Source organism: Bradyrhizobium sp. MOS003 (genome assembly GCF_003020125.1).
Lineage (GTDB): Bacteria > Pseudomonadota > Alphaproteobacteria > Rhizobiales > Xanthobacteraceae > Bradyrhizobium.
The window spans coordinates 1,554,110-1,579,331 of the sequence record NZ_PYFW01000001.1; the positions used below are offsets into that span (position 1 = coordinate 1,554,110).

At 62.3% G+C, this 25,222-nt stretch carries 25 protein-coding genes; 7 read left to right on the top strand and 18 right to left on the bottom strand.

Features of this window, described 5'->3' with window-relative positions; genetic code table 11:
• Window positions 1–7 precede the first annotated feature (7 nt).
• Entirely contained in the window at window positions 8–2,320 is a 2,313-nt protein-coding gene (locus C7G42_RS07510; protein WP_106948319.1) for a NosR/NirI family protein, read from the bottom strand.
• Between the two features lie 202 nt (window positions 2,321–2,522).
• Between C7G42_RS07510 and C7G42_RS07515 the strand changes: the two genes are divergently transcribed.
• Window positions 2,523–3,398, top strand: a complete 876-nt coding sequence (locus tag C7G42_RS07515; RefSeq protein WP_106948894.1) for a ferritin-like domain-containing protein — start codon at window positions 2,523–2,525, stop codon at window positions 3,396–3,398.
• Between the two features lie 23 nt (window positions 3,399–3,421).
• Here C7G42_RS07515 and C7G42_RS07520 read toward each other — a convergent pair whose 3' ends face one another.
• The 9 genes from C7G42_RS07520 to C7G42_RS07560 form a co-directional block, all read right to left on the bottom strand.
• Window positions 3,422–3,823: a hypothetical protein gene (locus C7G42_RS07520; RefSeq protein ID WP_106948320.1), complete on the bottom strand. Its 402-nt coding sequence runs from the start codon at window positions 3,821–3,823 to the stop codon at window positions 3,422–3,424.
• A 76-nt stretch (window positions 3,824–3,899) separates the two neighbouring features.
• A complete protein-coding gene (locus C7G42_RS07525; protein ID WP_106948321.1) occupies window positions 3,900–4,166 on the bottom strand; it encodes a hypothetical protein in 267 nt (88 codons plus the stop codon).
• Between the two features lie 746 nt (window positions 4,167–4,912).
• Complete coding sequence (locus tag C7G42_RS07530; RefSeq protein ID WP_106948322.1) at window positions 4,913–6,307, bottom strand: cytochrome P450; 1,395 nt, start codon at window positions 6,305–6,307, stop codon at window positions 4,913–4,915.
• Window positions 6,308–6,368: 61 nt separating this feature from the next.
• Window positions 6,369–6,602: a hypothetical protein gene (locus C7G42_RS07535; RefSeq protein WP_106948895.1), complete on the bottom strand. Its 234-nt coding sequence runs from the start codon at window positions 6,600–6,602 to the stop codon at window positions 6,369–6,371.
• A gap of 170 nt (window positions 6,603–6,772) precedes the next feature.
• Window positions 6,773–7,306, bottom strand: coding sequence for a cytochrome b (locus C7G42_RS07540; RefSeq protein ID WP_106948323.1), 534 nt, complete (start codon window positions 7,304–7,306; stop codon window positions 6,773–6,775).
• Window positions 7,307–7,368: 62 nt separating this feature from the next.
• Window positions 7,369–8,592, bottom strand: a complete 1,224-nt coding sequence (locus C7G42_RS07545; RefSeq protein WP_106948324.1) for an APC family permease — start codon at window positions 8,590–8,592, stop codon at window positions 7,369–7,371.
• Window positions 8,593–8,750: 158 nt separating this feature from the next.
• The gene (locus C7G42_RS07550; protein WP_007604849.1) at window positions 8,751–9,446 is read right to left on the bottom strand and encodes a VIT1/CCC1 transporter family protein; all 696 of its coding nucleotides are present in this window, start codon (window positions 9,444–9,446) and stop codon (window positions 8,751–8,753) included.
• Between the two features lie 50 nt (window positions 9,447–9,496).
• Window positions 9,497–10,063 carry a cytochrome b/b6 domain-containing protein gene (locus tag C7G42_RS07555; RefSeq protein WP_106948325.1) on the bottom strand — a complete coding sequence of 189 codons (567 nt, stop codon included), beginning with the start codon at window positions 10,061–10,063 and terminating at the stop codon, window positions 9,497–9,499.
• 9 nt (window positions 10,064–10,072) lie between these two features.
• Window positions 10,073–10,345, bottom strand: a complete 273-nt coding sequence (locus tag C7G42_RS07560; protein ID WP_106948326.1) for a PepSY domain-containing protein — start codon at window positions 10,343–10,345, stop codon at window positions 10,073–10,075.
• A 143-nt stretch (window positions 10,346–10,488) separates the two neighbouring features.
• Between C7G42_RS07560 and C7G42_RS07565 the strand changes: the two genes are divergently transcribed.
• Window positions 10,489–10,800: a PepSY domain-containing protein gene (locus tag C7G42_RS07565; protein ID WP_106948327.1), complete on the top strand. Its 312-nt coding sequence runs from the start codon at window positions 10,489–10,491 to the stop codon at window positions 10,798–10,800.
• Between the two features lie 82 nt (window positions 10,801–10,882).
• Here the strand turns inward: C7G42_RS07565 and C7G42_RS07575 are convergent, their stop codons facing one another.
• The 4 genes from C7G42_RS07575 to sigJ form a co-directional block, all read right to left on the bottom strand.
• Window positions 10,883–12,907, bottom strand: a complete 2,025-nt coding sequence (locus C7G42_RS07575) for a VRR-NUC domain-containing protein (protein WP_245427567.1) — start codon at window positions 12,905–12,907, stop codon at window positions 10,883–10,885.
• Between the two features lie 116 nt (window positions 12,908–13,023).
• Window positions 13,024–13,749 (bottom strand): SOS response-associated peptidase, encoded by a 726-nt coding sequence (locus C7G42_RS07580; RefSeq protein ID WP_106948328.1) that lies wholly within the window; start codon window positions 13,747–13,749, stop codon window positions 13,024–13,026.
• A 3-nt stretch (window positions 13,750–13,752) separates the two neighbouring features.
• Entirely contained in the window at window positions 13,753–14,202 is a 450-nt protein-coding gene (locus C7G42_RS07585; protein ID WP_106948329.1) for a hypothetical protein, read from the bottom strand.
• Between the two features lie 235 nt (window positions 14,203–14,437).
• Entirely contained in the window at window positions 14,438–15,340 is a 903-nt protein-coding gene (gene sigJ / locus C7G42_RS07595) for an RNA polymerase sigma factor SigJ (protein WP_245427618.1), read from the bottom strand.
• A 210-nt stretch (window positions 15,341–15,550) separates the two neighbouring features.
• Here sigJ and C7G42_RS07600 point away from each other — a divergent pair, with 210 nt between their 5' ends.
• Entirely contained in the window at window positions 15,551–16,006 is a 456-nt protein-coding gene (locus C7G42_RS07600) for a carboxymuconolactone decarboxylase family protein (RefSeq protein ID WP_106948332.1), read from the top strand.
• A 208-nt stretch (window positions 16,007–16,214) separates the two neighbouring features.
• Here C7G42_RS07600 and C7G42_RS07605 read toward each other — a convergent pair whose 3' ends face one another.
• Window positions 16,215–17,177, bottom strand: coding sequence for an ABC transporter substrate-binding protein (locus C7G42_RS07605; protein ID WP_147250233.1), 963 nt, complete (start codon window positions 17,175–17,177; stop codon window positions 16,215–16,217).
• 784 nt (window positions 17,178–17,961) lie between these two features.
• Here C7G42_RS07605 and C7G42_RS35720 point away from each other — a divergent pair.
• From C7G42_RS35720 to C7G42_RS36295, 3 genes are all read left to right on the top strand, one after another.
• Window positions 17,962–18,168 (top strand): GDCCVxC domain-containing (seleno)protein, encoded by a 207-nt coding sequence (locus C7G42_RS35720; protein ID WP_106948334.1) that lies wholly within the window; start codon window positions 17,962–17,964, stop codon window positions 18,166–18,168.
• Between the two features lie 307 nt (window positions 18,169–18,475).
• Window positions 18,476–18,898: a hypothetical protein gene (locus C7G42_RS07620; RefSeq protein WP_106948335.1), complete on the top strand. Its 423-nt coding sequence runs from the start codon at window positions 18,476–18,478 to the stop codon at window positions 18,896–18,898.
• 80 nt (window positions 18,899–18,978) lie between these two features.
• Window positions 18,979–19,227 (top strand): hypothetical protein, encoded by a 249-nt coding sequence (locus C7G42_RS36295; protein ID WP_502694183.1) that lies wholly within the window; start codon window positions 18,979–18,981, stop codon window positions 19,225–19,227.
• Between the two features lie 324 nt (window positions 19,228–19,551).
• Here C7G42_RS36295 and C7G42_RS07630 read toward each other — a convergent pair whose 3' ends face one another.
• Entirely contained in the window at window positions 19,552–19,746 is a 195-nt protein-coding gene (locus tag C7G42_RS07630) for a CsbD family protein (RefSeq protein WP_106948336.1), read from the bottom strand.
• A gap of 160 nt (window positions 19,747–19,906) precedes the next feature.
• On the opposite strand from C7G42_RS07630, the gene C7G42_RS35725 reads away from it, so the two are divergent.
• Window positions 19,907–20,323 carry a hypothetical protein gene (locus tag C7G42_RS35725; RefSeq protein WP_245427568.1) on the top strand — a complete coding sequence of 139 codons (417 nt, stop codon included), beginning with the start codon at window positions 19,907–19,909 and terminating at the stop codon, window positions 20,321–20,323.
• Window positions 20,324–20,830: 507 nt separating this feature from the next.
• Here the strand turns inward: C7G42_RS35725 and C7G42_RS07640 are convergent.
• Together C7G42_RS07640 and C7G42_RS07645 are read right to left on the bottom strand one after the other, a co-directional pair.
• The gene (locus C7G42_RS07640; protein ID WP_245427621.1) at window positions 20,831–22,636 is read right to left on the bottom strand and encodes an alpha-amylase family glycosyl hydrolase; all 1,806 of its coding nucleotides are present in this window, start codon (window positions 22,634–22,636) and stop codon (window positions 20,831–20,833) included.
• Between the two features lie 65 nt (window positions 22,637–22,701).
• Window positions 22,702–25,170, bottom strand: a complete 2,469-nt coding sequence (locus tag C7G42_RS07645) for a 3-keto-alpha-glucoside-1,2-lyase-like domain-containing protein (protein ID WP_106948338.1) — start codon at window positions 25,168–25,170, stop codon at window positions 22,702–22,704.
• Window positions 25,171–25,222: the final 52 nt, after the last annotated feature.

Below are 25,222 nucleotides of genomic sequence, written 5' to 3' on the forward strand. Positions count from 1 at the left end.
TTCGGTTTCAGGTTGCAGGTGGAGTGATGACGTCGGCGGGCGAGGCGCCGACGGGTTTCCCGCCGGCGGTGATGACCGTGTCCGGGCCCTTGCCACCGGAGCGCATCGATGGCGACGACATCGCCTGACGCTTTTCCCGCTTCAGCCGCACCTGGATCATGTGCGGGCAGCGGTGGTCGTCGAAATAGAGTTCCTGGCAGTGCATGCAGTAGATGCACTCATTGACGTTGATGTGACCTTCCGGATGGATCGCCTGCACCGGACACTCGTTGGCGCACCGCTGACAGGGCGAGCCGCATTCCGGCCAGCGCCGCAGCCATTCGAACATCCGGATACGCCCCGGGATCGCCAGCGCCGCACCGAGCGGGCACATGTAGCGGCAAAAGAAGCGCTCGACGAACAATCCGGCGGCGAGCAGGGTCAGCGCATAGAGGACGAACGGCCACTCCCGCGCGAACTTCAGGATGATGGAGGTCTTGAACGGTTCGACCTCGGCGAGCTGCTCGGCGAAGGCGGTCGAGTAGAGCGACATCCCGAACAGGCCGAGGAAGATGATGTACTTGATCGGCCAGAGCCGTTCGTGAAGTCCCCAGGGAACGCGGAATTGAGGCACCTTGAGCGCCTGCGCGACGTTGTTGAGCAATTCCTGCAGGGCGCCGAACGGGCAAAGCCAGCCGCAGAACGGTCCACGGCCCCAGAACAGCAGCCCGGCCGCAATCGATCCCCAGAGGATGAAGATCAGGGGAGCCGAGAGGAAGTAGTCCCAGCTGAAACCGGTCAACAGGGAATTCGCGAAGGTCAGGACGTTGACGACTGAGAGCTGAGCGTTCGCATACCAGCCGAGCCAGACAAGGATGAAGAGCAGGTAGCCTCGGCGCACCCAGACGTACACCGTGGGACGTCGAACCAGCACGTTCTGAAAGAAGAAGATGAGGGTGAGCGCGCCGAGTGCCGCCACGGTCAAGCCTACCTTGGCGGTGTTGGCGCGCCAGATCCGCATCCACAGCGGCTCCTCGTCCGACGCGGGCGGCGGCGTACCGACTTCGCGCATCTCGGCAACGGAGGTCGTCGACGCCTTCGGAGCCGCCGCTTGTGGAGGCTGCGCCGGGGACGCTTGGCGCTTCAGATAGGCCTCAGGAAGGGCATAGCCGAGATCGAAGGTGACCAACGCCTTGTCCCGCGCGCCGACCACGCGCTGCACCAAGAGCCGCAGCACCCATGGTTCAATCGGATCGAACGCGAGTTCGGGCGGCACCGTGAACAGCGCGATTTCCGGAAAGTCGGGCGCACCCTCGGCGGCAAGGTTGCCGAGCCGGGTGTGATCGCGGTCGCGGAAGCGGACGCTGTTGGTCTCCTGAACCAGTTCGATGCGGTCGAAGATTCCGCCGCGGACGTAGGCGGCTCCCTTGAACGAGTAGCGGCCGGATCCGGCAACGATGAGCGCCTGCTGATTTGGCTTAAGACGGCTCACCAGCCGTTGGTAGCCGTCGTCTCCGAGCAGACTGCGTCCGATCGTGGGAACTGCGACATCGGCGACATACAGATCGATGAATGTGTCGTCGGGATCGCCCGTCTCCGGATGCGCGGTCGCGGCGGCGTTGCCCGTGTTTTCGAACGCCTTGTTGATATCCGCGACAGAGAGGAACAGCCGCCGGACCGAGCCGTCACCGAGGAGCGTCTGCCAATCGCGAACCTCGCTCTTTGCGGGATCGATGGCTTTCGACGCTTGCGGCGCTGCGCTGGCGGCTGCATTGCCTTGGGCGCCGAGCCGGCCGCTCTTGATCAGCTTGGTCGCGGAACGGACAATGCTGTCTCCGAACACGAGGACGGTGACCGTCGCCCCGCTGACGATGTCGACCTGGGGCGCCTGCGCGGCACCGCGCGCCACCTCGCTCATGTCGGCACCAATCAACTTGTTGACGGCGTCCAGGATCCTCTTCTCCGGAATCCCGACGAGAACAATCGGCTCCTTGTGCTCGACCAGCTTGAACCCCTTGAGCACGCCCTTGGTATCGATGCCGACCAAAACCTGGATTGGCTTGCCGGAGTAGCCTGTCGCGTTGGCGAACTGGGAATTGAGATAGACAAATCCCTGCAACTGGTCGCCGCGATAGACCGGAACGATCGGCGGATCTCCCTGCGGCGGACCGAATCGCTCGGCGCCTTGGAAGAAGTCGGCGGGCGTGACCTTCAGCAGATAAGTGGCGAGATCGCCGGCCGCGAGTGCCGCATGTGCCCACAACGTCGTGCAGATCGCGACAATGACCGCGAATGCTGCTGCAGATGCAGGCCGTCTGTGGACGAAAAAACTCCGGACCATGGAGTACCTCAAAGCGGAACGGGTCTGCCCGAGCACGCTCATTCCATTCGAATTTTTGATGTTTGATGTCCCGGGATCGTCGTTGACGCCGGACGGGAGGACCGATTGAGCCAACGCAAATCGAGCTGCGTCAAGAGGGTCTATGTAATAATAGGAATGGCCTCGCAATTTGCGCTGCATCAAACAGCCGAGGAATATGATCATGCCGTTGCTGCGAACGACGCTCTTAAAGATGGAACCGGCAGGGACCCTGCAGTCGCTCGACGAACTGTTCGCGCTCGCCAATGCTATGGAGCAGGAAGCCGCGACCAAATACGGGGAACTCGCCGAAGAGATGCGACGTCAGGACCGTTCCGACCTGCTGACGGTCTTCTCCGATCTGGCCGCGGCGGAGCGCGAACACGTCGATAGCGTGCAGCGCTGGTCGCAGTCGCGGCGCGGGAAGCGGCCGGATCCCGCCCTCGTCCGCTGGGAGGCGCCGGAGACGTTCGACCGCGATGCCACAGCCGAGATCAAGGCTTCAAATCTGATGACGCCTTACCGCGCGCTCGCGATGGCGGTACGCAACGAGGAACGCGCCTTCGCCTTCTGGTCCTATCTGGCCGCGTATTCGAAAGATCCTGAGATCAAGACGGCCGCCGAAGCGATGGCGAAGGAAGAGCTCGGCCACGTCGCGACGCTGCGGAAGGAACGGCGCCGAGCCTATCATCGAGAGCATGACCAGGCGTGGGCAAACGAAGCGCGCCTACCCGCGGAGCGGATCGAGGCGCGAAGGCTTGAGCTTTGCCTCGCGACGCATCTTGCGGCGCTCGAGCGGCGTCTGGAAGGGGCGGCTGCGGTGCGCACGCGCGAACTCCGCGAAACGACCATGCGGATGGCCGACGAGGTCGGCGATTTCGGAAGCTTTCCGGAGACGCTCGAGCAGCGGGACGCGCCGACGATCGCCGAGGCGCTGGCCGACGCCTATCTCGAAGGTGCCGAGCGCTCCGGCGAAGCCGAGCGGGTCGAAGCCTTGCAGCACCTGGCGGAGCGGGCAATCTTGAGGTTGGCTTGGCTGCGTTCGCTTGGTGCGGAGTAAGGCACCCGAGCGCCGCCACCACTTCAAAGCCGGCGATCGAGATGGATCACGTCGGCGATGGTCCGGTCCTGCGGGTTGACCAGCAGCAGGTTCTGGTCCTCCAACATCACGTACTCGTAGCTGCGGACAGGCTCCGCCGCCTGATGGAGATTCGATGGAATCTGGGCGGATTTCAGCTGGTCCGGCAGCTTCGCCCCGGGCTTCGGCTGGAAATCTTGCGGAGAAGGCTGCTTCTCAGCGATGCCTGCGATGCTCCAGGCGATCATCTGCCTTTGGGTTGAGGTGAGCCCGATTGGGTCCCGCTCATCGGGTTTGCTCACGCCGGTGGTCGACTGTTCGTTTGCTCTGGGGTTCGAGCCCGGTTGAGCCGCGGCCGGGAAGGACAGCACGGTGGCGGCGATCAGCACGGTGGAAAAGCGGGTCATGGGTTTGCCTCCTGAGATGGTCTGGCCTCGAAACTCGCGCGAAGCACGGAGGCTGCTGTAGCGGCTCGTTCCGGTTTCAGGCGGCAGCGCAGCGCGGGCACTGGCCGTCCGCCGCAGAAGAGAGCTGGCGTGCGAGCTCATGACTCAGTGCTTCGCTGTCCCAAGTCGAGCCGTCGCTTTTGACGACCCTCTTGGCGCGTTCGAAGGCGTGGCTCTCGGCGGCATCGTCGCCCACGCGGACGATCACCTCGTTGTGGAAGGGACAGACGGCGGTGGCTCGGGTCGTTTCGAGCGCGTACTGCACGACGGCAGTCAGATCATCCGGATGAGCACTGAGTGACATGATGGCGTTCCCGCATGCGAGCCGCCCGTTGCCGGAGTGCCTAGGAGTTTTGGGCCCGCTTCATCGGCATCGAGAGCGCCGAAGCGCCGACCGACAACACAGCCTGGAGCGAAATACGGTTGTTCACTTTGACCCAGATCAAGTCCAATGCCCGGCCGCGAGAAGGTTTGGCTCGCCTTGGTCGAGAACTTGGGCTGCGGCAAGTCGTGCGGTGATTCCTCGCGATAGGGACGATGACATCCGACGCCGCGCCCCTTCAGACCCCCGCCAGTTCCGCGAAGTCGACATGTCTTCGTTTGTTCCCGACCGGCTCATCGCGCCTCGATAACCCACGGTAGATGCAATTTCTGATCGCCCTTGGCGTTGATCTCATGGCGCCTGGACGTTCTTTTGCTTCTTGCCGACGAAGCTCCAAAGCTCGTCAAGCTCAAGCTGGTCGGTGCGCACGCCGACCATGATGCGGTCGTGCAACTCCATGCATGCCGACGCGCAGGGCCAGGCGGGCGACGGCGCCACGGTTGACGTCGGTGTGAGGTGCGGACACCGACTCCTTCACAGAGCGCGGCAATGACTTCAATCTGTTTTCGAGGAGAAGTACGTTCACGAAGCTGATCCTTCGGATTGAAGGGATATATGCCGACATTCGAACGCGGCGCAACTCGGTATGACCAATGCTGGTACGAGGACCTGAAGGAGTGTCGCGGGGCTCATTGCCGGACTGGGGCGCGCTCCTCGTCGGCTCTACCTCACGGACACTTCCGGAGGCGCATAGGTAGGGCGTGCGTAGGCCTTAACGTAATCCCCTGCAGCGGCCAGACTTTGGTGCCCGGCAGAAGGTCCAGATCGAAGCGTCGCATCAGCACCGCCAACACGATCGTCGCCTCCTGCAGCGCAAAGGATGATCCGATGCAGGTGCGGGGACCTGCGCCGAAGGGCAGGTAGGCGAAACGAGGCACTTGGCTTCTTGCCGGCGGCAAGAAGCGCGACGGATCGAACATATCCGGCCGGTCCCACAGGCGCTCGTGCCGATGCAGCACGTAGGGTGAGATAACGATCAGGGACCGGGCGCCGATCTCATGAGATCCCAGATTGTCCGGCCGTTCGGACATTCGGCTGAGCGCGGCGATCGGGGGATAGAGCCGCAGGGCCTCTTCCACGACCGCCCGCGTCACCAGGAGCCGATCGGCCAGCCCGGCCGTCGGGCCGCTCAATTCGCGCTCCGCTTCCTCTCGAACGCGCGCCCGCCACGCAGGCGCCTGCGAGAGCAGAAACATCGACCACGCCAGCGAATTGGCAGTCGTCTCATGGCCGGCGGAGAGGAACGTGAGGATGTTCGACCTCACCTCCGCGAGGCTCATCGGCTGTCCCGTCGAAGGATCGGGCGTGCGGAGCAGCAGTGTCAGGATGTCGTTCGGATCGTCCTTGCCGGCCGAGCAGGCAAGTCGACGGCGCCGCGCTTCGATGATCTCGTCGATTACGCGCTCGAAGTAGCTCATTGTCCGGCGCAGCCTCGCCCTCCCTGGGCGCGGCACGAACTCCGGAACGCCGAATAGATCGAGCGCGCCGATGCGTCCGATGACCCCGAAATAGGCGTTCATGGCAAGGCGAAATTCTTCAAAGTCTCCGCCGATCCCATCGGAGAAGATGGTCAGGGCCAGCACCTTGAGCGTGAGCAACGTCATCTCGGCGACAGCGTCGACCACGGTACCGTAGCCGAGGCGGCTCCATTTGCCCGCGAGCTCGTCCGCCGCGGTCAGCATCGCCTCGCTGAAGGAGGCGACGCTCCGCTTCGCAAATAGCGGTGCCAAAGTCCGGCGCTGCACCTCCCAGCGGCTTCCTTCCACGCTCAATAGGCCGTCGGCGAGACCGGAGGATAAGATGCGCCGCTGGATTGGGTCCTTGCGGTAGTTGTCCGCGTTGTCGAGAAGAACGCGCTTGATCGCGGCCGGGTCGTGAACCAGAAATGCCCGGGCAAAGGGCAGTCTGACCTTGGCAATCGGTTCACAGAAAAACTCGGCGCTCCAGCATTCGAGAGGGTTCCTTCTCAGGGTCTGGATGATCTCGATCAGCCCGAGCCGCCTCGGCGGCGGCACGGGAGCCGGTGGTCGATAGTCAGTATCGGTCAGACTGCGATCCAGCATGGGGATGGGCCGGTTCGGCGCCCGGGTGGGGCGAAGGTGGACGCCTCCGGGCGATTGTCCATCAGTTGGATGAACAGACCTTGACCGTCTCCATGCCGGTCTCCGCTTCCGCGCGTGTCTTGTAGATGGTGCCAGACCGGCTGACGACGATCATGGAGGTATCCGTCGGCTTCTTGTCGAGGATCGTGCACTTCTTCGTCTTCATATCCTGAGCGATGTAGAATTCGTTGGCCGCTAGGGCCGGAGCGACGGAAGCTAAAACGAGACCTGCGGCAGCAAACGGCCTGAGCTCCATATCTTCCTCCTTGCGAACGCCGGCAGTTAGGCCGGCAAGCAACAACAGGAAAAAACGGCAATTTGTTCCTAACCCGGAACACTGCGGGCAGGCCGCGGTTCCAGATCGAGCCGCCCCTAAAGGACCCGCCTCGTCGTCCCCCGCACGCTTTCCTCGCGAGCCGCTCCATCTCACCCGGGGAGCATCCGTTGCATCACGCGGTCGCGGTAAACGAAGATGTGCGCCAGCGCGGCAGCCAGGTGGATCCCTATCAGCGCAAGCAACGACCACTCCGCCGCCTGGTGCAGCCCGTCGATAGCCTTTCCGGCGGCCGCGTTGTCGGACGCGAGCATCGGCAGCGAAACGAGGTAAAATAACTTCAGCGACCAACCGCGGAAAGACGCGAACAGCCAGCCGGTGAGGGTCGTCGCCAGCACTGAAATGTAGAGCATCCAGTGCACGACCTCCGAGCTCAGGCGCTGCCACGCCACAAGCGAGGTTTCCGGCGCAACCGGATGGGTCAATCGCCAGACGAAACGCACAACGATAAGCGCAAGGATTGCGATGCCGATGGAGACGTGGAAGGTCATCGGAGCACCCGGTGCCTGGCCGCGGTGGACGTCCGGCATCAACCAGCCGATCGGATACTGCACGGCCAGGAGACCGACGATCGTCCAGTGCAGGATTTTTGCGGTCCTCCCGTAGCGCAAGCAAAGGGTGGTCATTCTAGGGTCCTCCGGTCGGTTTGGCCGTGCCAACAACGCCGGCGCTTCGGTGCCGTTTCTCGCTACCCGAGGAGATCGACGAGGAGCAGCGAAACCGTCGTGAACAGTCCCGCGACCGGCACCCACCTCGGAACGAAGAATACGCCGGCAGGACGAGTCAATTCGGCTGCCTTGATCCGAAGCAGCGCCAGATTGACCAAGGCAAAGATTCCGAGCGTCAGGCGCGAAGTCCACTCGGCCAAGCCCGTCAGCGGAATGCCCAGCGCAAGGATCAGGATGGCTCCAACCCCGAAGAGGGTCGCCACGATTGGCGTGCGGCTTCTGGCGTTCACTTTCCCAAGAAGTTCGGGAAGGCTACCCTGGTCGGCCAGCCCATACAGCACGCGTCCGATCATGATCATGTGAACGATGATACCGTTGATCGTCGCGACGATCGCGATGGCGCCCAAGACCTGCAGAGGAAGACCCGTCAGCCGCTGAAATACAAGGGCAAGCGGAGCGGAGGAGCGCGCGAGCTCGATCGGCGGCACGGCGACGACCGCGATCCACACGATGGCTGCGTAGAGAAGCGCGGTGACGCCGAGCGTGATGAGGAGCGCCCAAGGCAATGTCCGGAGAGGATTCTTCATTTCCTCGGAGATGTTCACCAGGTGTTCGAAGCCGATGAACGCAAACACTGCGAGCAGCGAAGTTTGCGCGATGCCGGACCAGGCCCCCGGGTCATCCAGCGAAGGCCAAAGTTCAGGCAGACGAGAGACGAGCGCGCCGCCATTGAACAGGCCGGCGGCGAGGATGAGGATCAACCCTCCGATCTCGACGACCGTCATCAGCCCGGCGAAGCTGATGGACTGAACCGCGGAAAGGCAGGCGATGGCTCCCATCGCGAGCACGACGCCGGCAATGATCCAGGCAGCAGGGAGCGGCACGAAGACGCCGATGTAACCGGCGCTCCCGACGCTGATGGTGGCGCCTGAGATCGTCGCCGCGGCCACCACGAGCAGTCCTGTGGCGCCGCTAAGCCATTTCCGGTGAAAGGCTGCCTGGACGTAAGCTGCCTCGCTTGCCGCGACCGGCAGTCGCGTGCCCAATTCGGCAAAGGTTCCTGCGGTCATGCCCATCACGACCGCGGCGGCGAGGAACGCGAGAGGCGCGTGCATACCGCTCCGGGCCGCTGCCGCCCCGACCAAGACGTAGATTCCGGCGCCGATCGTGACGCCCAGCCCATAGAGCACCGCATGCGTCAGCGTTAGTGAGCGGATCAGCTTCGGCCGTGTTTCAGTGGTCATTTTCTTTGGTCGCCGAAGGGCCCATGAGAACCGACTTGACCTTCTTTGTCATGGCCACGCGAGCACTGCTTGACGCTGATCAAGTGCATCGCAGGCGCGCTGGGGCATCATTCCGAGCGAGCAGGCACGCGTTTCGCGGCCCGGCGCTGATGCGACCCCTAGCCGAAGAGGTGCGCGAGCCAGTACGCCGCTCCTGCGGCCAAGCCGCCGACCAGCAGCGTTTGCGCTGCGGATTTGAGCTTGTTGACGCCCGTGAAGTGCCCCTTGACGGCTCCGAAGCACAGCAGGGCCATGCCTGTCGCGGCAACCGAGATCTGCAGGGCCGCTCCGATGTCTTTCGTGAACATGTAGGGCACCAGGGGAATCAGACCGCCGACCACGTAGGAGCCGCCGATGGTGACTGCGCTGATCGGCGCCCGCTTCGGGTCGGGGCGCTCCAGCCCGAGTTCGAAGCGCATCATGAAGTCGACCCAGCGCTGCCTGTCGGACGCGATGGCGCCGACGACGGAGTTCAACGCGTCCCCTTCGAGTCCGTACTCGCGGAAGACTTGCTCGACTTCCTCGATCTCCCGCTCGCGCAAGTGCTCGACTTCGTGGTGCTCGCGCTGTTCCTCGGCCGCAAAGTGCTCCGCGTCCGTGCGCGCCGCGAGATAGCCGCCCAGCCCCATCGCGATGGCGCCGGCGACGACTTCGGCGAGCCCGGCGGTGACGATCACGTCCGTGCTGGCGACGGCCGCCGAGAGACCTGCGGCCAGCGCGAACGGGACGGTCAAGCCGTCGGCCATGCCGATCACGACGTCGCGGACGCTTTCGGTGGCGGTGAAGTGCTTTTCGACATGGGGCGTGGCGGGCACGGTGATGCTCCTGCTTGACGGAGTTGATGGTCGAGTCCGAAGAAGGCTGCCTAGTCGGCAGCCCTCTTGCGACCGGAGATCATGGAGACGACCAGGTTTTCGCGATGCTCGAAGCTCGCGATCAGCACGCCGAGAACATGCGCCACGACCAGGCCGATCGTCGAGTTGGCCAGGAATTCGTGGACATGCTCGAGCATCTTCGAGCCCCAGTAGGCGTCCGTGATCATCATGTAGCCGGTGACGCAGGTCCCGGCCAGCGCGACCAGGAGTGCCATGATCATGGCCCCGCCCGCGGGGTTGTGCCCGATGTAGCGCGGCGCCCGGAGCAGCGCGACGTCGCGGACGTAGGCGAGCACCTCTCGCGGAGGCCGGACGAAGTTGGAAAATCGCGCATGCCGCGGACCGACGAACCCCCAGAGGATGCGCGCCGAGAGCAGACCGGCGATGGTGTAGCCCGCCGCGATGTGCACCCGCTCGATCTCGTCGCCGGTGGCGTAGGCGAGCACGAAGCAGGTCGCCAGCGACCAGTGGAAGATCCGGACGAACGGATCCCAGACCTTGACCATCGCCGGCGGCCTCGCGCCGCCGGCCTGGATCGTGTTGCTAACGGTTTTCATTTGCGACGATCACATCTGGCCGATGATCTGGCCGTTGGTGGGATCCACAAACAGCTCGATCCGGCTGCCGTTCTTGTCCAAGGCGTAGAGTTCGCCGCATGCGCTCTTGAGCTTGGCCTTCTGGACCTTGTAGCCTTGGGCCCCCACCTTGGCCTGCAACTGAGGCATCGGCAGCCACTGGGACTCCGGTGCCGACGTGCAGGGCTTGCCGAAGCTGCCGGCCTGGGCGGAAGCCGCCCCGAGGGCGACGGCGGCGACGGTCAAAATGGCGATCTTGCGCATGGGTATCTCCTGACGGTGGCCGGGACACCATGCCCCGGCGATCCGGGCAACCTGCCAGAAGCGGCCTGACTGACGCCTGTTGAGGCAAGTCAGCGATTTGTCAGCTGATATCTGCCATCCATATCTTCCGGATTACGTGTTTCATGGATTTGCGCTTGTACCCGCTTCGCACCCTGATCCTTGCCGCAGCGCTGCTGATTGCGGCCGGGGCGCCCGCGCTCGCCCGCGATCATGATGACGCGCGACGAGCCGTCGAGACCGGCGAGATACGTCCGCTCGCCGACGTGCTCGATGTGGTCAAGGGCAAGCTCCCCGGCGAGGTTGTTGGCGTGAAGCTCGAGCGCGAAGGCGGCGCATGGACCTACGAATTTCGCGTGCTGGACGGCAAGGGCCGGCTGTTCGACATCCACGTCGATGCGAAGAGCGGCGAAGTCGAGCGGACGAAGGAGAAGTGATGCGCGTGCTTCTTGTCGAGGATGACCCTCGGATCGCATCCGACGTCTCGCACACGCTCGAGGCTTCCGGTTTCCTTCGTCATCAGCATCGAGCTTGCTCCTGCCGGGACGAATCCCTTCGCCCGTCTTCTCGTTCCGGGCGGTTAGCACGCAGCAGGGATTCGCAATCGGCAGGGCTGAGGTTTGTCCCCGTGTTCCGCGGGGCTGTGCGCAACGCCACCTTCCGGTGCCGGCATGAGGCGCGTCCCAGTGCCCTGCAGGCTGCTCGGTGTAATTGCACTCGCAGGTACCTCCGAAGTGGCAGGAGGGGTGCATGGGTAACTGGCTCGTTGTTCCGAATGGAACGCTGAGGATTGATGAGAGAATGCCACTCGTCGACGACACAGTGATTGCGAACCTTCACCGCCCCGATCTCGGTGATGCGATCGCCATTCGACCAGGAGCCGGTCGTCTCGATATCGACCACCACGTAGTCCTGCTCGGGGTCGAAACGATAATCCACCCGACCGATCTCGGCGATGATGCCGGCGGCGCCGAGTTGGCGAAGGCGGGTCAGCTGGTTGCGGCGGATCACGTCCCCTTCGGCCTTGACCTCCATGAAGGACGCTTTGCCGTCCTGCACCAGCATCAGGTCGGGGAAACCGTCCCGCATGCCGCGGAAGTCGTCGCACATGCTGCGGACGATGCTGGCTATGGCGGTCGGATCGAATCCTTCGAGCAGCGCGCGGAGCGCCTCCACTTGCACATGATCCCAACTGAAGATTCCATTCGGGCGGCCCCCTTTTGTTGCGACGGTGCGGAGGATCAACGGAAGAGAAGCTCCGGATGCGATGGCGGCCAGTTTCTCGTCGATCGTCACGGCGAAGAGCCGACCGAAGCTGCGGTCCTTTAGGCAATGGGGTAGCCAGTCGAACTCGCTGGGCATTCGGGTGCTCTCGAAGAGCTCGTCCCAGAAGAGAAGGCCGAACAGGGTGTGCCACAGCACATTCTCGGTGAAAAAGACCTTGGTGCCCTTGCGCCGCAGAACGCCGGCGACGCCTGCTTCTGGATTGCCGCGATGGGTATCGTCGACAGTGATCGTTCGCCCGGACCGCAGCAGTTCGGTGCAGACGCCTGTGCGCCTCCCTCCGAACTTGCGAGCGTAAAAGTCAGTTGCGAAAACGTGCTCCCCGTCGCTGGCGGGATCATCGATCATCCGCTGCAGCAGGTCTTCGGCTCCGGTGCGATCCCCGGTATTGTAAAGCAGGCGGACCAGACGCTCGTTGCACTCCGGCGAGCACCCCGCGCGGTAGAGCTGCCGCGCAAGATCGCTCTCACCCGCTTTGTCGAAGAAAAGTCCGGTCTGATGAGCCGCTCGGCTGCGGAGGTCGTTGGCGTACCGTGTCCCGCAGGCAGGCCCGGACAGCACGTCGATGGCGGCCCGCCTGTGGACAGGCTCCGATCCGCCCTCAAGGCTGTCGAGAATCTGGTTGTAGTGGAACGAGGCAAGCGCCTCCTCGGCATCGGTGAAACGTGCGCTGAACGCGGTCTCGCGATTGGTGCGGAGGATACCCAGGTCCCGCAGCGCGAAGTTCTTGAGGTTCACCTCGGTCTTGCCGAAGTAGAGATACAGCAGGAATTCGATTGGCCGCGTGCCGTCGAGAGCGATGAATTTCCGGGCGCCGCAGTGCTGCGCGGCCGTCGAAAACGGGATCTGTTCGAGATAATAATCGATGAACTTGGCTTTGGCCCAGGACTTGCGGACGTCTTTGCGCCCGGCCGCCTGTGCTCCGGTGAAGAGGACATCTTTGGGAAGAGACGCGACGAACCCCGCGTAGTCGGTTTCACCGATTACCCGGGCATGGCCGACCATCATCAGATCCGACGTCGCCTGCTCGATATCGTCGATCTCGGGGTAGTCGAACAGGGACCGATTGAATATCGCACCACGCCGGTTGATCATGCGGATCAACAGGCATCTGGCATCTCTCGGAAGTCCCTCGAAGCGCGCTATGAAAGCGTGATGATTTGGACCAAGCACGGGTTCGTACGTTCGCTGCACGAACTCGAGCATTTCGGCGAAATGGTCGAGATAATAATAGACGGGCAGTTGCGGCAGTTTGGCCAAGCGGACCTTCGCGGCAGGAATCGTTTGTTCTATTTTCGTTCGAATAGCATGGGTGAAGTCAAGCGCCTCGACGGGCTGCGCCTCTCCTGGTCGCCGACCGCTCGGTGTCCGCGAAGTCAGGAAGGCGAAGCCGGGGTATCTTCCTTGACGCCGCGGGCGACGATCCGGAGCGCCCCATCCGGGAGCGGCCGCTGCAGCTTCAGCGCCTCGTCCGGAGGCGCGGTCATCCAGGTCTCGACCTCTTCCGGCGTCGTGAGGATCACCGGCATTGCCTTCGGGTGGATGGCTCCGACCTCGGCGTTCGGCTCCGTGGTCAAAAACGCGTAGAGGTCGTTGGTGGTCTCACCTTCCTTGACCTTCCTGACCGACGTCCAGTTGGTCCAGATGCCGGCGAAGCAGACGAGCGGTCGGGTCTCGTCGATCGCGAACCAGATGTCGCCGCCCTCGGCCTTGTTGAACTCGCTGAACGAGTTGAACGGCACCACGCAGCGATTTTCGACGCCGAGCCAGCGCGTCCAGTGTTTGCTTTTCACATTACGGATGTTGGTCGTTCCAGAATCCGGCTCCATCCGGAGCAATTCCTTGAAGTCCACACTCTTGCCCTTGGCTTGCAGCTTCTCCGCACGCTTCTTCGTCGCGTCCATCAACGCTTTGGACGAGGACGGCATGCCCCAGCGCGCGGTTGCGAGCTCGCGGCCCTCGGCGCCCGTCCGGACGATCGGCGCCCTATAGTCCGGAAATACGCCGGGCATCGGCGCGAGGTTGCCGACGTACCGGTTGACGACGCGGAACAGCGCGCTGATGGCAGCCTGGTTGGTGGTGATCGAGTACAGGTTGCACAATCTTCAGGTCTCCTGGTCCGGATGGCGTGCCCGCTGCGCCAGCTGCAGCAGCGTGGCCGGCGGTCGCCGCCCGGCCTTAGCACACTTGCTGCAGCGGAGACGGCTCGCCAGGTCGTGGACGAATGTGGTGGGCGGATGGCGCAGCGCGGCCATGTCGACGTCCCTCTTTGTCCTGCAACGCGAGCATTCGATCTGGAGCCAGCTATAGCCGCCGTTGATGGCTTGGTCGATCGTCGGAAACGGATCGATGGGGCCGCCGTCCAACCACAAGCGTTCGTTGACAGACTCGCACAAGAGCTTGTCGGCTTGGCGGATCAAAGCCTCACCCTTGGCCCGAGCCTCGCCGGACTGTGCCGCGAGAATCGTCGTCATCGCGCGGGCGCGACCGAGCTCCTTCTGCAGCGCCTTGCGGTCGCCTCCGGAGAGCGGAGTTGGATGGTGCTTCGGCGCCATCCGGACGCCTATTCGAATTCCGGCCAGCAGCCGTCTTCCTCATGACGCCCCGTGCGGGACGTGCACGTGTTGTCCAGCAAACGTTGACCGACGTTCTTCCAGATCGCCTCGGGACCGTACAGGCGGACGGCATCTGCTTTCTGGATCTCCACGGTCCGGCGGACGTCGATCGTGGGCGAGCCTCGTATGCAGCCCATCAAACGATTCTCCACGTTGCCACAGTCACTCGGCCAGTTCATAAAGCTGGCGGTACCGGCGAGATGCGTTCTGGAAAGTCCATTTCTGTCGCTAAGTGAGACAGCTTGTCCGGGTTTTTGACGATGTAGATCGCGGTGATCCCATCCTCGCGGATTTCGAGCGCAGTCGTCTGCAGAAAACCGCGTCCATCGAGGCTAACGTAGCCTGGCAGGCCGTCGATAGTGACGACACGAAGCAGCGTCGGCGGTACGACATATTTGCGCCGCTGCCTCGCAAAAAGGCGCAGGGCCCGCTCGATCCCCCGAATGACATTGCGGAAAGCAAGGACCTTGCCGCCGCCATCGGCATGGATCTCGACATTCCTTGCCAGCAGCGCCGAAAGCGCCGCCACGTCCCCGTCGCGTGCTGCGGCGAAGAAAGCACGGGTGATCCGATCCGCATCCGCGGGTTCGACGTCGAAGCGGGGTCGTGCGGCCTGCACGTGCTTGCGGGCGCGCGCCGCGAGCTGACGAACAGCGGCCGGCTCGCGGCCGAGGGTGATGGCCACTTCGGTCAGCGGCACGTCAAAGACGTCGTGGAGAAGGAAAGCGGCCCGCTCCAGAGGCGACAGACGCTCAAGGGCCAGCATCAACGTGACCGTGACGTCGTCGGCGACCGTCTCGTCCTGCTCCACGGAACCCACGAGAGGATCTGGCAGCCACGGTCCGACGTAGGTTTCCCGGCGCGCCCGCGCGGAGCGGCGTCGGTCGAGGCACAGGCGTGTGACAATGCGGGTCAGATAGGCGGGAGGCGAATCGACGCCACCCTCCACCCCGACCCACCGTAGCCATGCGTCCTGAACGACGTCCTCCGCCTCGGTGAGCGAGCCCATCATCCGATAGGCCAGGCGTGTCAGGCGCCTGCGCTCCGTTTCGAACTCGGTGGTCCGCTGATCGTCCATCGCCTCCATCCGCCCAGTTTCCTCGCAGATCATATCCGCTGTCACCGTCGCTCGCGCATCCCGAACCCAAGGATAAGACGATCGGACGTGCCTGGATGTGACATCGGCCGCTTTGAATGGAACCGCCGAGTGCCATGTCACACCCTGACCGCTTGGCCCGTCATGGCTTCGAGCGTCGAATCTCCGGCGTTCCGAACAACGAGGCACGTCATGAGCGAGAACAAGCGGCTGGTCTGGAACGAAGTGGCGCCGCAGGGTGCAAAGGCGCTCTTCGGCATCCACCACTACATCACCACGGGTACCGACCTGCCCCACGAACTGATCCACCTCGTCTTCCTGCGGGTTTCGCAGATCAACGGCTGCGCGCACTGCATCGACCTGCACACCCGGGACCTCTTGGCCACGATGCCTTTTCAAAAAGTCGCACTCGTTCCGGTCTGGGCCGAGGTGCCCCACCTGTTTCCCGACAAGTACCGCGCTGCCCTCGCGTGGGCGGAGGAAGTCACGCTCGTTAGCGAGACGCACGCCTCCGACGAGGCCTATGTTGCAGCAAGCGCGGCTTTCGCGCCAAAGGATCTCGTGGACCTCACCATCACGATTGCGGCCATGAACGCGTTCAACCGGCTGGGGGCGCCCTTTCGGCTCCCGGTCAAGACCAAGGCCTGATCCCCTTCTTTCCATCATCACCGAATGGCCCCAGAGCGGTTCCGATTCCACCATTTAGGATCCAATCCCAGGGCTGTGTCGAGCTGCGAGACGTTGGGCGAAGTTCGGTTTGGCTGAGATATGGTCTGCTGATCGGGGCACAATGGAAGTGATACGCCGCCATTCAAACGAGCGCTTTTGACCCGAAGCGGACTTTCGGTGCCTCAATCTACTCGATCACTCTGTCTGCCAACAGGAGCACTTGCTCCGGGACGGCCAAATGCAACGCTTTGGCCGTTTGGAGATTGATCACGAACTGAAACTTCGTCGGTTGCTCAACCGGCAAGTCCGCTGCATTCGCACCTTTTAGGATACGGTCCACGTAATCGGCCGCTAAAACAAATAGAGCCTTGATGTCCGGCCCGTAAGCCATCAACCCACCCAGGTCCGGGTAATTGGTGACCTGATATACTGTCGGCAGGCGGTACTTAAGTGCGATTGATGGCAACGACGGCCGCGGCGGGTCCGCAAGTACGTAGACGATTTCGCACTCCGCGGCCTGCATGTCGGCGAACGCCTTTTCGACGTCCTCGGGGTTGGGCGCAACGAACCGTTGGGCTGAAATGCCGATGACGCCCGCCGACCTGGCCGCTACGTCGGCCAAAGCCGGATGCGTCGGGTTGTTTGAAGTGAGTACACCGATTTTCCGGACCTTGGGAAACAGAAGGCGAATAATGTCGAGCGTCTTCGCTGTGAGATCACCGAACATATTTGCAACGCCGGTGATATTACCACCGGGCTTGGCAAAACTTCTGACGAAGCCAGAGCCGATCGGATCGGTGGCTGGCGCCATGATGATCGGAGTCGTCGAGGTCGCTCGTTGTGCAGCTGCAATAGCAGGCGTCGCTTCGGCAATTATGATGTCCGGCTTTAGTGCGACGAGATCCTCGACTAATTTCGGTAACAGCGCGTAGTGTCCCTTCGCTTCGCGCAGTTCGAATATAAGGTCCTTTCCCTCCCGATATCCTTTGGCTTCCAAAGCTTCTCTGAACCAGCCGATGATCCGGTCGCCTTGTCCGGAGGTAACCAGCGCGACGCGCCATGGCTGCGATCGCTGGGCGTGCACCACGGCGCCAATGCCAACTAAAGAAGCTGTCGTAAGCAAGGCACGACGCGTTACTGAACGAGCCATGTGTCTCTCCTTGAGTTCGCACTGCGAGGTTAGCACGGGCGGATTCTTCAAAGAATATGGTCTCGCTTGCTGCGGCACGTGAGTCCGGAACTGGCCCGTTGCTGACTTTGCCGAAACGCCCGCGTCAAGTCCGCTCCTAACCGGAAATCGGACCTTCCATGCACGGTCCTGAGAGGGGTGGACTGACTAAGAATCATTGCCGAACCGAGGCGCGCTCTAAAATCGGCGGCCATGACCACTGATACGCCAGCGCTCCCAGAGAAGAGCTGCCCGAGATGCGGCGGCACCGTCCTGCGACTTGTGACGAAGATCCTTGACGTTCGCAATGACAAGACGGTCCGACTCTTTCGTTGCAGCCGATGTGGCGAGCAGGTCTGGAACGACGGGCATTCCTGAGAGCTGCGACGGCAGTCTCTGAGGGAGTGGACGGCGAAGGGCGCGGGTCCACATTGAAGCTGTGCGCGGGTTGTCTAAAATCGAGGAGCCCAGAGGGCCCAAAACGACAGCATCGCTGGCTGTTTATTTCGAGCGACGCCCCAACGCTTTTGGCTGTATCGTTCCTTACCGTTTTTTCCTGACAGCGGATTGGATTGCCATGTACCCCATCTAAAATACGCACATTGCCGCGATGTCCAAATTGGGCGCCTGCCAGCTTGAAGCACTTCGGATCCCCGCAGATATCGCAAAGGAATATTTCAAAATCCTCGTTTTGAGAGAGAAAATAAAACTGGCGACCGATCTGAAGGCAGCTCTTTACTCGGTGCTGCCACGCGCGTGAAGGTAAATGATCCTGAACTCAACGATCACGTGTCCCAAGTGCGGTCACGCTTCTGCCGAGGTCATGCCGACCGACGCTTGCCAGTTCTTCTACGACTGCAAAGGCTGCGGCGAGCGCCTGAAGCCGCTCCTTGGAGACTGCTGCGTGTTCTGTTCCTTCGGCACCATTCCCTGTCCGCCGGTTCAGGAGCACGGCACGGGCTGCTGTAGTTAGCTGCCCCGAGGCAGCTGCGGGAAGTTAGGCAACCGGACGAAACTTATGGTCGAACTTAGGAACGACTTGCCGATTGCCAAGTTTTCCCGTTGCCCATTGCCAAGGGTGGCTGCCTTCCCCAAGGGGCAGCCTAAAGAAGCCCCAGCTTCACCGCCCTGAAGCTGGGGTCCCTCTCGCTATCTCATTGCTGTCTCAATCGCCTCAGGAGTGGACGCCGACGCATGCTGCCTGAAGGGAGTGGACGGGGACTCGAATCCCAGAGGACGCTGGGGCAAACTTTTCTCGGAGGGCGCTTCAAGGGGGCGAAATGACCACCATCCCACTGATCGGATTTGAGCCAATCGGCTACGCTGAAAATGGAAATGTCGTACTAGTAACTTTTATCGCCCAGCCGGGTGGCGAACAGATTAAGTTTTCGATGCCGATCGCCATGTTCGAAGCATTGCTTGGGCAAGGCAAGCCCGTCCTGTCGATGGCCGAGTCGGTTCGCTCAGGCCCACCTGTGGGCGAAGAAATCAACATAGAGCTTCAGGCGCACAATGTGGATGTCGTCTACCAAAAGTCAAAGCCTGACACGATGCTCCGTGTTCGGATGCCGCCGCCGGACGTCACGTCCTACTATTTTGTAGTTGGTCCTGAGCTGACGAAGTTTCTGAAGGGTTCCCTCGAACGACGTTTGGAGGCCCTTCCACAAGAACACAAGACGCCAGAGCCCGGTAAGAGAAACTGAGGGGCCGACCCGGGCCACCGACGCCTTCTGGGATCATATTGCTCGCTCATGGAATGCCCGCCGCCGCTTTCAGAGTCGTGATGAGCCGCAGGACCGTCAGGCTTGCCACCCTCACCACCCCAGGAGCGGCCGAATCCCTGGCCCTCATGGGCACTAGCAAAGCCGACTTGGCGGTCGGACGCAGCGACCTTGCGATTCCGGCTGACGCGCAGACGCTCGCCGTACTGCGCAAGAACTACGTCGTAATATGGTCGCCTTCCGGAAGAGCAGGCAAAGACTTCAAAAAGAAGCCTGCCGCGAAGATCGGTGAGATCGCCGATCTCGCGTGACACAAGGTCGGTAAAGACCGGCGCCAACCTCGCGCTCTGCGGACGATTCTTGAGGGATCGGGCGTGCCGCCCGATAAGGTCGCCACGGCTCAGTTCGGGACCGAAGAGAGGACACCACGCTGGATGCGTACCTCGCCGTCGGTCCCCTAGACAGTAATCACGGCTGCTGCCATCTCACAGGAAGAGAGATGCGGCTTCCTCGATTGCGTTCCTGACATCGACCTTGACGCGGCCGACCGCAAGGTTCGCATCGGGAGTTCGCCGAACCTCGAATTGAAATAAAGAAAGAGCCGCCCCGACGCGGCTAGTTCAGACTTCTTCTACTTATTTTTTCTTGAGGGCGTCAGCGGCGTCCCGCGCGGCGTCCTTCACGTCTCCCGCAGCGTTGTGGGCGGACCCCTTAGCCTTGTCCATCTTGCCTTCGGCTTGCAGGTCCTTGTCTCCCGTAAGCTTGCCAGCCCCCTCCTTGATCGCGCCTTTTGCCTTGTCGGCGGCGCCTTTCACATGTTCACGGTCCATTATCTTTCCCTTTTTGTTCGGAGAACGACCAACGAAACCGACGCGTAGTCGTTCCTGCGAGACGCGAACCGCTCTTGGGCTGGAAGACTTGGCTGTAGCGGCGGACAAAGGATGAAGACTGCGGTCTTCCTGCCAGTTTTCTGCGGGAGAAGCGTCAAGGATGCAGTCGCAAGTTTTCATCAGTTTGGCGGAAATGTTCTGGGATTCGCACGTTGATGAAGCGGCGGGGCCTAGATGGAGAACAGCCATGCGATACTTGTCTGTGGCATTGCTTTTCGCACTTCCAGTCATACCGATAGCTGCTGACGCCCAGCAAACGGAGCCAAAGTCCCAATCCGGTGTTGCTCAAAGCGTGCAGACTGAAGCGGATAAAGGCATAAAAACCCGCAATTCCGGCGAATCTGGCTACGTCGGCAACCAGGACCGGCCTGGCGCTGCTTCCCACGCCCCGGGCGAGACAACCAACACGGTCGGGACGACAACCGGTAGCCGTGCGACAGGCAATCAATCAAACATCAATAGCTCGCAGGCCGATTACGACGCTTCGTTGAAGGATGGCTCTGCGCCGAAGAAATAACGGGTCGACGAACGTCTTAAATGCGCCCGTCTCGACATCTGGAAGATCACCGCCGAAGAGCGGGGCCCTTACCGCGAGCCGCCTGGTTTAGTTAGCCCAGTCGCGGCCCCCCGGCGGCCGCAACGCGGGTTCTGTCCGCGCGATAGCCAACCCATCGCCGCCGGGCCGCGCCCGCGCGGGTTTGCGGAGCATAATATGGGGCGCAGCAGCGGGCCGAACATCGAAAAGCCGTGTGACGGTCGATATGACCTCCCTGGCCTGCGATCGCCGAAATCGCGAGTGTCAAGACAGCCAAGGCGCGCCGCGCCTCTAGGTGAGGCAGAATCACCGTGAGAGAAGCATCGATTGGGTTGATCCGACCTCCGCCTTGCGATTTTGAGCGATCCCTACCGTTTCTCAAAGACTCTGTAACGTTCGCCCGTAATATTTTCAGACCAGTTGCCGTTGCGACCGCGTCGATCGGATATCGACCCTGCCGTGAACTGGGCGTAAGGGCGGTCGCCGAGCCTACATCAGCGTCCAGATCCGTCCATAATGAGATGGGATATCTAGATCTACTTGCCGGAGCGAAAGCACGTTCCTCAGGTCGAGAGCGCCGCCATGCAGCTCTTCGACATAGTCTCCGGCCATCGGAAACCAGAAGGGGACGGTCCGGTCGGTGTCGCTGAAATTGACAGCAACCAACGTGTACTGGGCGCCTGCGTAGCGCGCGAACAGCAGAACTCCGAACTGCTGATAGCGATCCCAATCGTTGAAGAAGAAGTACGCGCCCTGACGAATGTGGTCACGTTGCCGCCGGATCCGCAGCAGCCTGCGGATCAGGCTCACGATCGGTCGGCCGGACTCATCGTAGAAGAAATCCCATCGCATGGGCCGCAGCAGCGAGACCCGGCCCATTCCAAAGTCGGGCAGAAAGTAGTTTTCGGCGAATTCCTCGCCTTGCCAGAGCATCGGAATGCCCTTGCTCATCAGCAGGCCAATCAAATAGGGCTGCAGCATGTACCAAAGCGTCCGGTCGCCCTCGGCGAACAGCGGATTGCCGGCTTCGTCGGGATTGGAGGTCCCGAAATTGCAGAGGAAGCGTTCGTGATCGTGGTTCTCGACGTATTGAAGCGCAGTCTTGGGGATATCGTCGCCATTGACAGTCTCCCGGTCGGGGTAGCCGAAGAGGCCCAGCTGCAGACCGAGGTCGGCGAGCCGGCCGTGATCCCCATGGGCAACCGCGCGCGCAGCGCCATAGGTGCCGTTCTGCCAGGTGCAGTTGGAATAGGTCGAGCGCAGCACGTCCTCCGGGGCTTCGAGCTGTTCGGCCATTTGCACCAGCGTCAGCGGCTTGCCCGCCCCTGCGTCGAAGCGGCTCCAGTACGGGCGACCTGCCGCGATGTTCGCCTTGGTCAGCTGGTGCGTCTCATAGACGAGGCTCGCATAGCCCACGCCCATCGGCCCGTCCCAGTAGTTCGGGACGCAGTCGTAGCGGAAGCCGTCGACGTGATAAACCTCGAGCCAATGGTGATTGGCCGTATGAAAGAAATCCCGGGTGATCTCGCGAGTGAAATCCGTGCTCTTGCCGAAATTGCTGAAGTAGTCCTTGGCAAACGGCCCCATGAACGGATTGTCGCGGTACCGCAACCGCCTGTAGGCGTCGTAGTACGGGAAATCCACCCCCGTGTGGCCATAGACGACGTCGACAATCACCGCGATCCCATGCTGGTGGCAGATGTCGACCAACTGCTGGAAATCCGACCGCTTGCCGAACCGCTCGTCGACACCATAATAGCCGATCGGCAGATAGCCCCAGTCGATTGAATTGCCGACGTTGGACAGCGGCATGATCTCGATGGCGTTAATCCCGAGGTCGGCGAGATAGGCCAAGAGCCCGCGGGCGCGATCGAGGTCGTTGCCAAACTCGGCGATACTCACCTCATAAAGGATCAGATCTGCCAGCTCAGGCGTCCGCCATTGCGCCTCGCCGGCACTCCAGACGTAGGGTTGATATCCCAGGGTAAAGGCGGATTGCTTGCCGACACCGAACTCGCGCGCAAAAGGGTCGATGATCCAGTCGAGCATTCCGACGTTCGGGTTCGTGATGGTGTAGCGGTAGACATAGCGACCCGGGCTGCCCCAGGCCGAGCCCGGCACCGTGGGCGGCGTCCCGGCGACGGGGACCGTGACCGACCAGAAGTCGCCATAGGGAGCACGAACGCTGTGCGCGAGCCGAAACTCCCGGGCCGGCATCTCCTGCAGGAACTGGTCCGCCTCATGGATGATCTTCACGGTGACGACGTTGCCGTCGGCCGCCGACAACCAGGGCATCCAGAGTCCGAACGTCACCGTGCCGTTGGTTTCCACGGCGCCCAACGATCCGAGTGGCATCAGGTTCATGCCACAACACCCTCCAACGACTTCCACTGAATGTTGCGAAAGAGCACGCGGCCCGTATGCGTCTGCAGGCCGATGAAGCGCGGGTCCTGCGCGGTGGACGGCAGCCCGCGGCGCGGGGACTGCGGATCGCCCGCGAAATGGAAAATGTTCACCGTCTGCCCGTTCAGCGCGACGGTGATGTCGGCACCGTCGACCGTGATCTCATAGCTGTTCCACTCTCCGACCGGATGGACATTCAGCGGACCGTCGGTCGGCCCCTTGAAGGCGTAGACCGCACCCGTCCTGTGGATGGGCGCATTATCCGGCCGGGCCAGTTCGTCGATCTGAATCTCGAACCCGAAGTTGACGCCGACATAAGCCGTGTTGTCGAAGCCCTCGTTCCGAGGGTCCGGGAAGCCGATGAAGACGCCCGAATTGTCGTCCGGCGCCGTCATCATCCATTGCAGCCGCAAGACGTAGCGAGGCGGCGTCGGGCGCTTCAGCCAGAGCAGCCCCAGGTCCGTCCCCGTTCGTGCCTCGAGAACGCCGCGCCGGACCCTAAACGAGCCAGGGGCGTCCCGACCGGGCTGGTTGCTGATCGTCGACATTGTCCAGTCACCGAGAGAGGCGCCATCGAACAGCGTCTCGAAACCCGCGTCGGCGGCGACGGCCGGCGGCGTCATGATAAGGTCGCCGGTGCGGCGCGAGAGCGCTATCCCGGTCAGCATCGGGTTGGGCGAACCGATGCTCGGAAACAGCGCCGGGCCGGCCGCATACAGGTTTTCGGTGTGATGGAAACGTCCGTTGCCGTCCGTGACGCTCGCGGTCGGATCGGTGCCCATCCAAAGCGTCCCGGCTTCATGATGGGTTGTCCCGAGCCCGTCCTGATTGCTCTGGAGCGCCTGCATGGGCTGCCCGTTGGCGAAGATGGCGGCGACCTTCTGCATCGCCGCGTCCATGGCGGCCCAAAGATCCTGATCGCGCTGCGTCGGGGTCAGAGCAACCGATGCGCGACGAACGCCGTATTCGTCGGTGCGCGCGCTCAGATCGACGCGGCTTGGATGAGCGGCGGGATTGGCCGGATCGGCGGGCTCCATCTCGCCGAGTCCTCTGATTGCAATTGCGACAAGCGTATCGGTCGAGGTCTTCAGCTGGTCGAAGAAGTCGACATCGGGCACCTTCCGGTAGAGCTCGTCCTCGGCGCCGATGGTGTTGCCGCCGCCGCTGGCGGAGATCTGAAGGTGGAAGTGGCCGATCAGATCACCATTCGGGCGCGTGGCCCGTCCCTTCAAAAACAGGGCCGCGGTCTGCAGCTCGTTCACCGCGGGCGAAAGCCCGGAAATCGCCGACCGCGGCACGCGGATGACAAGGTTCGAGCGAAGGTGCGCAATCAGGTTCTTGCCGATGAGCGGCAGGGTCGGAAGTCCGGTGGCATCGAAAGATGCGAGAGCCAGCCGCGCGTTCTCGATCGTACCGAGCGCGATGACGATGGCACCACCCGGTGCCAGATCTATCGGACCTCGGCTGGTGTCGATGCCCGAGATGCGCCAGGTCCCTGCCGCGGTAGGGACGCTGCGCAGCGTCAGCACATGCGTGTCGGGCAGCACCATGAATTCCTTGACGGAATCATTGCCGTTGGAGTCGCTCGCCGCGGTCCGAGCCGCCTTCATCAGCAGCGGAACGACGCTGAACTTGTTCAGCGGGAAGAACCCCACGTGTGGCGGGCGCGCCTGCACAGCGAGCGGCGCTTCCAGCTTCAGCAGGTTAAGCAGGTCGTTCTGCGAAAGCCCGCCGCTTGACGTCAGACCGAGCAACTGTGCGGCGTCGGCACCCGGCTTCAGCAGCGGAGACGGCGGGAGCGCGTCGAGCGCGAACGCTCCGGGCACGCTGGATAAACTGTCGAAGAGCTGGCGACGCAGCGCGTTTTGCAATTCGCCGAAAATGAAGTCGTTCGCCTCGTCGACACCGATCTGCCGAGAGCTCTCATCGAAATAGCGGCGGTTTAAATCGGTTACGGTATTCGCGGGCCAACCCGACATCTCCTCGTCCAGCAGACGAGGCGACCAGCCGCCCCAATAGAGCGATCTGCCTCCGAGCGTATACGCCAGTCCCTTGAAGGGAATGGTCGACTTCCATGGAATTCCCCAGACCTCGTTGCGTGGGGGCTCCGGCTGCGGCAGGTTTTCGTTCAGAAAGAACGGATTGGCCGGATCAGCAAACCCTTGGATGCCGGTGTTCTGAACGTGCTCAGGAACGGTGTACAGCCCGGCATCGACGACCAGCGTCCGCAATCCGCCGCCCGTCTGTTTCTGCCGGAACCACAAATGCTCTGCGATCGCCGAACCGAACGTCCCGCCTCCTACGATGATGAAATCGAATGGACGCCCGCCTGCTAATTTCCAGGCGTCTACCTCCGCGAGATTGTTGCAGAGATAGCGGCCTTGAATGTCTTTGGTGAACGAGGTCGTTTCCGTAGTGATCGGCATTGCCCGTCTCCTGGTGCAATCCTCGGACTCGCCTGCGTGTTAAGCCACGATC